10 protein-coding genes are annotated in these 11107 nt (G+C 42.3%); 4 read left to right on the top strand and 6 right to left on the bottom strand.

The genetic code is table 11. The annotated features are described in order from the left end of the window. Positions 1-81 precede the first annotated feature (81 nt). From IQ276_RS22980 to IQ276_RS22965, 4 genes are all read right to left on the bottom strand, one after another. Positions 82-2292, bottom strand: a complete 2211-nt coding sequence (locus IQ276_RS22980) for an O-linked N-acetylglucosamine transferase, SPINDLY family protein (protein WP_193916801.1) — start codon at positions 2290-2292, stop codon at positions 82-84. Between the two features lie 112 nt (positions 2293-2404). Beyond that, positions 2405-2950 (bottom strand): type IV pilin-like G/H family protein, encoded by a 546-nt coding sequence (locus IQ276_RS22975; protein ID WP_193916799.1) that lies wholly within the window; start codon positions 2948-2950, stop codon positions 2405-2407. Positions 2951-3168: 218 nt separating this feature from the next. After that, entirely contained in the window at positions 3169-4497 is a 1329-nt protein-coding gene (locus IQ276_RS22970; RefSeq protein WP_193916797.1) for a class I SAM-dependent methyltransferase, read from the bottom strand. 282 nt (positions 4498-4779) lie between these two features. Beyond that, a complete protein-coding gene (locus tag IQ276_RS22965) occupies positions 4780-5355 on the bottom strand; it encodes a Uma2 family endonuclease (RefSeq protein WP_193916795.1) in 576 nt (191 codons plus the stop codon). Between the two features lie 174 nt (positions 5356-5529). Here IQ276_RS22965 and trxB point away from each other — a divergent pair, with 174 nt between their 5' ends. After that, positions 5530-6900, top strand: a complete 1371-nt coding sequence (gene trxB / locus IQ276_RS22960) for a thioredoxin-disulfide reductase (protein WP_190881175.1) — start codon at positions 5530-5532, stop codon at positions 6898-6900. Between the two features lie 156 nt (positions 6901-7056). Here trxB and IQ276_RS22955 read toward each other — a convergent pair whose 3' ends face one another. Then, entirely contained in the window at positions 7057-7461 is a 405-nt protein-coding gene (locus IQ276_RS22955; protein WP_235115890.1) for a four helix bundle protein, read from the bottom strand. 305 nt (positions 7462-7766) lie between these two features. Between IQ276_RS22955 and IQ276_RS22950 the strand changes: the two genes are divergently transcribed. The 3 genes from IQ276_RS22950 to IQ276_RS22940 all read left to right on the top strand — a co-directional run bounded on the left by IQ276_RS22950 (position 7767) and on the right by IQ276_RS22940 (position 10017). Beyond that, positions 7767-8663, top strand: a complete 897-nt coding sequence (locus tag IQ276_RS22950; RefSeq protein WP_193926124.1) for an ABC transporter permease — start codon at positions 7767-7769, stop codon at positions 8661-8663. 72 nt (positions 8664-8735) lie between these two features. Further along, positions 8736-8939, top strand: coding sequence for a hypothetical protein (locus IQ276_RS22945; protein WP_221707300.1), 204 nt, complete (start codon positions 8736-8738; stop codon positions 8937-8939). Positions 8940-9123: 184 nt separating this feature from the next. Further along, the gene (locus tag IQ276_RS22940; protein WP_193923111.1) at positions 9124-10017 is read left to right on the top strand and encodes an ROK family protein; all 894 of its coding nucleotides are present in this window, start codon (positions 9124-9126) and stop codon (positions 10015-10017) included. A gap of 162 nt (positions 10018-10179) precedes the next feature. On the opposite strand, the gene IQ276_RS22935 is transcribed toward IQ276_RS22940, so the two are convergent. After that, positions 10180-10758 (bottom strand): Uma2 family endonuclease, encoded by a 579-nt coding sequence (locus IQ276_RS22935; protein ID WP_193923115.1) that lies wholly within the window; start codon positions 10756-10758, stop codon positions 10180-10182. Positions 10759-11107 lie beyond the last annotated feature (349 nt).

Genomic DNA, 11107 nt, shown 5'->3' with positions numbered 1-11107 from the left:
GCAATATATGACTGAGAATCTTATTCTTGGGTAGGGGTAATTCATGAATTCCCCCTACTTTCTTTTGCGTAAGTCCTGTAATTATTTTCCTTCAATATACCTGTGCCACATCTGCTCATAAGCTTTCTCCATTTCACGGCTAAATTGCTTACCATTCCATAAAGGTGCTGTTTGTCGGGATGCTTTCAGCTTCAAAGCCACTTGCTGACGTAAAGCTTCATCTTTCCCCAAGCGCACACCCCACTCTATATATTCTTCATCAGTCCAAGCAATACCTTCTGTCACACCTACATTCATCATCATGGTGTAGCTGTTACGAGCCGCAAATTGCTGTCCAACTCTAGTTACTAAGGGGATACCCATCCACAGTGTTTCTAAGGTTGTCGTAGCTCCATTGTAAGGGTAGGTATCTAATACGACATCAGCAATAGTTAAATTTGCTCGATGGACAGCTTCAGAGAAATCTTGGGGTACAAAACGCAACCGTGAACACTCTACACCCTCTTCCTCTGCTAGTTGCATAAAAAATTTCTGCACAGCTTCAGAATCCGCTAATCCTTTAATCAAGAAATAGCTATTAGGAACTTCTTTGATAATTTTCATTTGCGATCGCGCTGTATCAGGGTGTCGCTTAAATCCTCTCTGAGCGCTCAGATAAATGACAGCATCATTAGGAATATCTAGAGAATCCCGGCGTAGAGTTGGTACACCCACCTCAAAACCATCCACCGCTATATAAGTTTGGGGTAACCGCCAGATTTTTTCCGTATAGTACTCCTGAGCAGATTCTGGCAAAACATAAGGATCAGCAATAAAGTAATCAACTGCTGGTATTCCTGAAGCATCCCAACCCAACCATGTTGCTTGCACAGGTGCAGGTTTTTGCGCCATGATTTCACAAGTAACATCTAAAGTGATGCTATCTAAATCTATTAAAATATCAATTTCATCTTGGTAAATTTTTTCAGCGATATCTTCACTATAAATTCCTCCTTTATAAACTTGAGTGAATTGGTGACTATACCATTCTTGTAGCGGATCGTTTATCTGTTTATAATTTACAAAATAGCCATAAATATCAAATTTTTCGTGGTTGTGATGCTGAATCAACCACCGCGCCAACCAGCCGACTGAATGTCTAGATAAACAATGGGATAGGTATCCAATTTTTATTAGCTTATTTTTATTATTTAAGTTAAGTTGTTTATATTTATTTACTACTTCCCTGCCATATTCTTGCACATTAAGTTGACAAAGTTGTGCCACTTGATTCTGAATTTGTCTATTTTTATAAGGATCGTCTCGTAAGTAAGGTGCAAAATAGTTAGCATTAAACAGACGAAGAACCCTAGCTGCTACAATATTTGTAGGTTGTTCTGCAATCAAAGACATCAATAGAGATTCTTGCTGCTGCAAAACTCCACAAGCTTCCTGCCAATAACCAGGAGCATCCATTAATCCTCGTTGCAGCAGATGTGTTGCAAATATTTGATCGAGTAATGTATTTGATATAGAAAAACATAGCTTGGCTGTTTCTATGCCTTTTGAATAATCACCAGCCTTGAGATAAAACGCAGTCAAGTGCCGCAAAATCTCCAAATTTTTAGGTTCCAGTCTTAAACCTAGTTTAATCAGATGTGCTGCAATTTGGGGTTCCCACATCGACTGGGCAATTTTAACTGTAGCTGGAATCAAAATATTAATAAAAGATTTAGGTTCACGAACATGAACTAAACAAGCTTCTGCAAACTCTAAGACTAAGGGATGCAAAGGGGCATAATTGAGAATACTCTCAAACACTTGCAATAATAGTTGAACATTTACAATTTCTTCTGAGTGAAGTAACTCAATCACACCTAGAGAATTTAATTCATCACCTGTAAATGTTTCCAGTTGGATAGCTAGCTCAATTAAATACAATATATTATTAACATCTGTAGGATTTATTTCCCGGATATGTTGGCGAATTGCCCAAGCAACTGAATAATCTGCTAGCGTTTCCCTGCGTTCAGCCTCAGTTTGCAGAACCACTAATAATTCAACTGTCCATTGCTCAACCTGTTGGGGTTCACCATCAGCCATACCCAACATCCAAGTCATCTGCGCTTCTGCTTCTTGCTCCTGCAAGAGCAACATTAATCCTAAATTCCAGTAGTGCGTTTTCACTTCTGGTTGTGCTTCAAGAGCTTGCTCATAACAACTAGCAGCATGACTGTAGTTGCCTTTCATGAAGTATTGTTGAGCTTGCTGCTCTGAAAGGGTGATATCAGTATGAATTTGTACAGAAGTCATAGCCAAGAATGCCAGAAGAGTAATATTAGCGAATTTAAAGCAAAATCAAAGTGGGTAGTTTACACTACCCACTCATCAAATGTTCAGTCAAAGTTGATACAGCTAAACTTTTTTACTTAGACTTCAATTGTGAGAAATTCGTCGGACAAGCTGGTTCTACTGGAGTTGTATTAGTAAATGCTGCGTTTTGTGTTGAACCAACGCCAACGTTGTCAGACTCACACAAAACTGCCAAAGTGGTTGCTTCACTAGTAGATTGTTGTGTAGATAAAGCTACAACACCTACATAAGATTTCAGTGGTGCTTTCAGAGAGACACCATTGTTAGCAACGCCATTATTAGTAGAACTACTACCAATTTCATACTTGTAGTTCTCAGTTTGGCTTCTAATACCCATGCCTAATTTATTTAGGTCAGTAGTGAATTCACCATTTTCTAGGAAGTATGCTTGTTGAGCGCGGTTCATAGAACCGGAGTACTGTTTAGCTTCAGATTGCTTACCTTTGTTGGCTTGGTTCAAGAAAGAAGGTAGTGCGATCGCTGACAAAATCCCAATGATGATAATTACTACCAATAATTCAATAAGTGTAAAACCTTCGTTTTCCTTCTTTTTACCGATAATGTGTTGGATAAACTTTGCTTTCAATTCGCTTTTCATAAGTGTTTTCCCTGGGGTAGGAAGTGCTTGTGTGTTCTGAATGTAACTTACCCAGTTGCGATCAGTTTCCTATCACACCACTCAAAAAAATTTTTTGACAAGCAATAGTCGTTCTCATACCCTGTTTTAAGCCGCTCACATTTATGGATTAATGCGCGATACGGCGCACAGATGTGCGCCCCTAATGTATGTATTGCAGACTATTGAAAACTGCTGTATCAACCAGATTGGCACTCCAACATTACATAACCAAGATTCTCCAGTCTCAGTAGCAGCTGTTGCACCATATAAAAGGCTTGCTCCTCATCCGTAGGCTTTAAGGTTACAGGATCTAAAGGTCTAAATTGTTTCCAACGCTCTACAAGAGACTTCATCGGTTGGGGTTGCTCTAACAAAGGTAACAAGCAAAGTGCCAATGAACTATCTATGCCGATAAATTCTTCAACTAAGGATAAATAGTTACTGATGGGAAATATTCTGCACTCTGTAACAGAGGCTAGAAGGTCTTCTTGAAAATTGTGAGTTTTTAACTGAGGATGTAGATGCACCTTTGCCCCTTGCCAGTTAGAGTCAGTCCATTCTGAAACTGGGACAAAATTTGCTTGGTTGGGATGACCACACCAAAAGTCAATTAGCCGATGAACAGGATGTATCAGTTCAAATAGTTGTAGCTTTTGTTCTATAGAAATTTCTGGTAAGCTTACCCCCAGAAAAGCAGGTAAATTATCTGGATCTTTGAATAACTTCATTAAGTCCCACTGTCGCCAGTTAACCATGCTGATGAAATCTAAGTCCGCGGCTTTCAAAGCAGTGAACATATCAGAAATGGTGTACCCTTTATCTCCTTGAAACAAGTAATTCATTAAAATTCGCTCTTTTCCGTCTTCTCCTTCGTAACCCGAATTCCAAGTCCTAGCTTTGAGATTGACATTATCTTTCAAAGCTTTCATGATCTCGATGACAATATCCATTTCTAACTCTGTTGGATTTTCATCCATCAGACCCATCATTGTGAAGACTTTCTGAGCGCAGAAATAATTAAATCTCTGTATTGAACTATGTAGATTGCTGCGAATAATGCCATCAGGCTTTAAAACAGATTTCATTGTTTGTAAAGCAACAGTTAAATCAGGAAATAAATACAAAAGTTCATCGCAATTAATATAATCAAATTGATAATCTAGTTTTGCTAATTCCTCAATTGGCAATACATGAAACTCTGCATTGTCAAACCCGTGATGTTCCAAGCGGTTTCGAGCTAATTTAATCGATTGTTCTGAGATATCAACTCCAACAATTTTTGCACCTGGATTAGCTTCTGCTAAAATTAATGATTTGTAACCAGTTCCACATCCAGCATCTAAAATTATTTTTCCTTTGGTTTCGATAACTTTTTGATTTTTTAAATAGTAAGGTGTAACTAAGTTATGAATGTAGAGTGAACTAATATTATCTTTAGGAGATTTATCAAGAGGAACTCTTGGATAAGGAGAAGCATCAAATTGCTGACGAATTTTTTCTAATAACTCAGATGCTGGGCTAGTCATTGAAATTGCTCCTGTTACTAATTTTGTTTTGGTGCATTGCACCGCTAGACAAACTCATTTCTGGAGCTACGACACACACGCGAAAATTTCCCATGCTGCCTAAGTTAGCGGCACACCCAATTTTGAGTATTCCCAACTTCTAGGAAGTTCTATCACAATCTCAAAATTTATGTATTGAAAACCTGAAATTTGCTCAATAACCGTAGAATAAGCACTGCCCAGAACCTAAAAATATGGGTTTGCCCACCCTACTAGATTTTCAATTTTGTTTGTGGAAGTCAGTTATTCAAACTCAGGTGGCCACAATTCTGATACCGCCAGTTCCCAACCTGGTAGCAAGTCTGGTAGTGTAAGTGTGTCTCCATTGTGCAACACTACTGGAGCTTGATTTAGTCGATAGACCGTTACTGTCAATTTGTCAGGGTCAATCAGTATGCCGACCACAGACCCAAGTTGCAAAAATAGCTGAATCTTCTCTTCAAGTGGCTTAATTCTGTCGCTTTTAGATTTAATCTCAACCATCAAGTCTGGAAGTAACTCTACAAAGTCGCGCTTCGTCTTCTTCAAGCGATCGCCCCTCACAAAAGACACATCAGGCGATCGCAGGTTTCTTTTTTCCGAATCGTCCTCTTGTGCGCCTTCTGCTCTCGGTAGTATAAAGCCTGCGCTAGAACCAGTTACTCGCCCTAGTTTGCGCGACATAACCCAAATATTTAAGAAGGTACTCAAGCGAGTGCCAATTTCCTCTGACTCGTAATCTGATGGCCCCATAACTATGATTTTCCCCTCTACCAACTCCATCTGCCATTCTGGATGTTCGGTTTGTAGCTGCTCTAAATCTGCAACGGTGAAAGACATAATATTATGGAAAATACTTCTGTATTTATCATAAGTACCGCACTCTAAGAGCATCTTTGGCAAGTATTGAGCACATAGTACTGTAGGCGTTTCCCATCGCTTCCCATCTGGTGTAGCCGATCGCAATTTGTTATGCTATATTAAGCGTAGTCGTTATGAGTTCATAGTATTTTCATGAGTAACCCAACTGTAGAAAACTTGGTAATTATCGGTTCTGGGCCAGCAGGGTACACAGCCGCCATCTACGCTGGACGTGCTAACCTGAAACCCGTTGTATTTGAAGGTTTCCAAGCCGGGGGATTGCCTGGTGGGCAATTAATGACAACGACGGAAGTCGAGAACTTTCCTGGGTTTCCCCAAGGGATTACCGGGCCGGAACTGATGGATAAGATGAAGGCGCAGGCGGAGCGCTGGGGGGCTGAGCTATATACTGAAGATGTGATATCAGTTGATTTCAGTCAGCGTCCATTTACAGTGCGATCGCAAGAAAGGGAAATCAAAACCAACAGCATCGTGATTGCTACTGGTGCGACAGCAAAACGTTTGGGTTTACCCAGCGAACAGCAATTCTGGAGTCGGGGTATTTCAGCTTGTGCAATTTGTGATGGTGCAACACCGATTTTTCACGGTGCAGAACTAGCTGTGATTGGTGCTGGGGACTCTGCGGCGGAAGAGTCTATTTACCTCACCAAGTATGGTTCTAAGGTAAATATGTTGGTACGCACCGATAAAATGCGGGCTTCTAAAGCCATGCAAGACCGAGTTTTGAGTAATCCCAAAATCCAGGTGCATTGGAACACAGAAGCTGTGGATATCTTCGGTAACGGACACATGGAAGGGGTAAAAGTCCGCAACACCAAAACTGGTGAAGAAAGTCAACTGCACGCGAAGGGTTTATTCTACGCCATTGGTCACACTCCCAATACTTCCTTATTTAAGGGGCAATTGGAACTGGATGAGGTAGGTTACATTGTCACCAAGCACGGTTCTGTGGAAACCAGTGTCGAGGGCGTTTTTGCGGCTGGCGACGTACAAGATCATGAATTTCGGCAAGCAATTACCGCTGCGGGTACTGGCTGTATGGCGGCGATGTTGGCAGAACGTTGGTTATCTTCCAGTGGCTTGATTCAAGAATTCCATCAACAGCCAGAGACAGCAGATAACGAATTAGAACATCAACCAGCCAAAAAGACCGAAGCTGAGGAAGAAGCTGGATTTAATTTGAGTGCAACCCGTCATGAGGGAGGTTATGCTTTACGGAAATTATTCCACGAAAGCGATCGCTTACTCCTAGTTAAATACGTCTCTCCTGGCTGCGGCCCTTGTCATACCTTGAAGCCAATTTTAAATAAAGTGGTGGATGAATTTGACAGCAAAATCCACTTTGTGGAAATTGACATAGACAAAGACCGAGATATTGCTGAAAATGCTAACGTTACAGGAACGCCAACGGTTCAATTGTTCAAAAACAAGGAATTAGTGAAGGAAGTCAAAGGCGTCAAGCAAAAGAGCGAATATCGGCAGTTGATTGAAAGTAATCTTTAGGGAATGGAGAGTGGGGACTGGGGACTGGGGACTGGGGACTGGGGACTGGGGACTGGGGACTGGGGACTGGGGACTGGGGACTGGGAAATAATTATTTTAACTGGTAATACCCAACACCCAATCCCCAATACCCAATCACCAATCCCCAATCCCCAATCACCAATCCCCCAGTCGAGTGCCGTACTCTTCTTTACCCTGTTGTTGGGAACGAATGAAACGACAGTAACCGTTAAGACCTTTTTCAATCCGGTCTTTAAGCTGACTGACCCAGTTTAATTGTTCTGTGTTGCAGTAGCCCAAGCTCTCAGCAATAATGAAAGCGCTTTTGGTTTCAGTCAATGAGCCGCGAGCAATGTACATAAAACGCAATCTATCTAAATAGTGATAGCGTCCATAGCCCTCAGCTATGTTCAGTAAAACACTGCAAGCTGCTCTTCGTAATTGATCGCTCAAATTGTAACGCTCACAACTCGGCAAACTATCTGCCAATCGATAAGCCGCTTTTAGCAGCTTGAGGCTATCTTGATAGAAGTCTAAAGACTCAAAACCTCTATCTTGCATATCATTCCAATCTAAAGTCCCTCAATTTTATGGGACATTTTTACCAAATCCCTAGTCCCCATTCCCCAATACCCAGTCCCTCAATTTTATGGGACATTTTTACCAAATCCCCAGTCCCCAGTCCCCAATGCCCAGTCCCTCAATTTTATGGGACATTTCTACCAAATCCCCAGTCCCCAGTCCCCAATGCCCAGTCCCTCAATTTTATGGGACATTTTTACCAAATCCCCAGTCCCCAGTCCCCAATCCCCAGTCCCCAATATGTAAAATGGTCAGCGTATCTTGCTAGATCCAGGCGATCGCACATGGCCATCACAAAACGGCAGTTGCCAACATTTTTCCAGTTCGCTAAAAATCCCAATCTTTCTCAGAAACTCATGCTCATCGGGTTAGCCATTACCCTATTTTTCATCTTTCTGGCATTCTTCGCTCCCGTATTCCAGGCTTGGGGATGGCTACAAAACCCCAAAGATTTTCTCTCGAATCCAATTCACCAGCCACCATCGGCTAAATATTGGTTTGGTACTAGTCGCCTGGGTTATGATGTCTTCTCTCGCACACTGTTCGGCGCTCAAGCGGCTTTGCAAGTAGTAATTTTGGCAACGGCGTTGAGTATGATTATCGGTGTGCCTTTGGGGATGCTGAGTGGTTATCTCGCCGGGAAACTGGATAAAGTGTTGCTGTTTATTATGGATAGCATCTACACTTTACCAGGGCTGCTGTTGTCTGTGACACTGGCCTTTGTGGTGGGGCGTGGGATATTGAATGCAGCGATCGCCATTAGCATTGCTTACATCCCTCAATATTACCGTGTTGTCCGCAACCACACCGTTAGCGTCAAAACTGAAGTGTTCATCGAAGCTGCTCAAGCAATGGGGGCTTCCACTTGGGTTGTGCTTTCTCGATATCTATTTTTCAATGTCATTCAAAGTGTACCCGTCCTATTCACCCTCAACGCCGCTGATGCAATTTTAGTATTGGGCGGTTTGGGCTTTTTGGGGCTAGGACTTCCAGAAGAAGTGCCAGAATGGGGATACGATTTAAAACAAGCACTGGAAGCTCTACCTACCGGCATTTGGTGGACTACTCTTTTCCCTGGTTTAACGATGACATTCATGGTGGTAGGGTTATCACTACTTGGTGAAGGGTTAAACGAATTTGTCAATCCTCGTTTACGAAGAGAAAATAGAATCCGAAAGTAGTCATTGGTCATTTGCAAAGGACAAAGGACAAATGACAAATTACAAATTACGAATAACAATAGAGAGATTTGTGTGAAAGATAACCTGACATTAATTGCTGCCGCTACTGGCGGATTTATGCTTTCCGTCGCCCTTGCTGGTATCTTAAGAGGTACTCCAGTTACAGCTTGGCAAGAACAATCGAGTGTTCGTACCATGACTGTTGCTAATTTACGACCCGCACCCAATAAGACAGAAAATTTAGAATATTTCCGTGCCAAAATTCTAAAACCCTGAGAAATTAGGGAGTGGGGAATAGGGAGTCGGGAGTGGGGGAGATGAGGGAGATGAGGACGGGGGGACGCGGGGATGCGGGAAATAATCAATGCCCAATGCCCAATGCCCAATACTTCTCTACGAGACGCTACGCTCAGTACAAGTGCGCAATGCCCTATGCCCAATCACAAATGACAAATGACAAATGACAAATGAAGTAATTGGCATTGATGTCGGGGGAACAGCAATTAAGCTGGGGCGTTTTACACCTGATGGTACTTGCCTGCAATCTTTGACTTTGACAGCTCCGCAACCAACAACCCCGGAGGCGGTGCTGGCGGTATTGGTAGATGCGATCGCTCAAATTGACCCAGATAATCAAAGTGTTGCCATTGGTGTCGGGACTCCTGGCCCGGCCGATGCGGCAGCACGCATTGCAAAAATTGCCATTAACTTACCTGGATGGATCGATGTGCCTTTAGCAGACTGGTTGGAAACTAAAACTGGTAAACCAACCGTAATTGGTAATGATGCTAACTGCGCTCTTCTGGGAGAAGCTTGGTTAGGAGCCGGTCGCAACTTTCAAAATTTGATTCTCCTAACTTTGGGAACTGGAGTTGGTGGCGCAATTATCCTCAATGGCAAATTGTTTGTTGGACATCAAGGAGCTGCTGGAGAACTCGGTTTAATTTCATTCAACCCTGACGGGCCAATGTGCAATAGCGGCAATCAAGGCTCTTTGGAACAATATGCCTCTGCTACTGCCATTCGTCGCCGTACTCTCAAGGAACCCATCGAATTGGGTACTCTTGCCCAACAAGGAGATGCCGCAGCCTTGACTTTTTGGCAAGAATATGGTGTGTGTTTGGGTATTGGTTTGACAACTTTAGTTTATGTGCTGACACCAGAAGCGATCGTCATAGGTGGCGGTATCAGTGGTAGCTGTGAGTTTTTCTTACCAGCAGTGAAGGCAGAAATTGAGAAGCGAGTGCAGCCTTTATCACGAGAGGGTTTACAAATTTTGCCAGCGCAGTTAGGAAAATTTGCTGGGATGGTGGGTGCAGCAAAGTTGGCATGGCAAAAGTATTCAGAATTTTAGATTATGGTTCAAAAATCAAATCAAAGTCCTATATTTAAACTTGAATCAGCACTATTACCCAATGGATAATTACAGCAATTTTCAGGTAAATAGACCACGCGGTAGGGGCACGATTGGTTACAACGTAATGCTAACAGAGCCATTTTGATAAGTAGCCACTAGCTATTCTTCTGCTTCAAAAACAACACCTTCATACAGTAGTGCGATCGCCAACTCAAATTCGATACTGGATAGGGTAATAATATCTCCCTCAGTGTAGGGATAATAAAGCCACATTCTGCCCTCTCCCCGACAGTAGCGTTCGACGGAGATTGTTTGGGAATCTATCAATAAATATTCTTGTAAAGAGGAAATTTTCAGGTAATTGGTGAATTTTTCGCCCCTATCTTTCCCGCTTGTACCGGGAGAGAGAACTTCGGCAATGATTTTCGGGTTTTGAATAAATTTGCGGGCATTCAGGTCTTGAGGGTCGCAACTGACAATAACATCAGGATAATAATAAGGACTTTGAGGAGTAACTTGGACTTTCACGTCCGACACATTTACTCGGCAACCTCTAGCACGTAAATGTGGGTATAAGGCTCTGTAAAAATTAAGTGTAATGTCATTGTGGGGAATTGTACCACCTGTCATCGCAAAGACTTCGCCGTTGACATATTCGTGACGAAGTTCTTGCTGGGGTTCCCATGCAAGATATTCCTCAATAGTCATTTTTTGCGGTTGTTGGGAGATGGCTACCATAGTAAGATTTTTCCAGTTTGTTTCGATTTTAGCGAATCAAAGAAGGTGGGTTAGGGACTTCCAAAAAATAAATTATCCCAAATTATTTGTACATTTGTAGGGGCGCATAGCTATGCGCCCCTACGACGGGATATTTTTTTAAAGGAAGTCCCTTAATTAAAGAAGTCGGAAGTCGGAAGTCGGAAGTACAGTTTTGTAACGGGGATTTAGAAAGAGCCACAAAACTTGCGGCTTCTTAGAAGCCCTTGACTTACAGCAATTTTCATGTATTTGAACCACATCTGTCGTAGGGGCACAGCAATGCTGTGCCCTTACGCGCGGTCTATTTAACCTGAGTTCGGGTTAAACA

Source organism: Desmonostoc muscorum LEGE 12446 (genome assembly GCF_015207005.2).
Classification (GTDB): Bacteria; Cyanobacteriota; Cyanobacteriia; order Cyanobacteriales; family Nostocaceae; genus Nostoc; species Nostoc muscorum.
The sequence above is the reverse complement of the archived record's forward strand: the minus strand, read 5'-3'. Positions and strand labels throughout refer to the sequence as shown.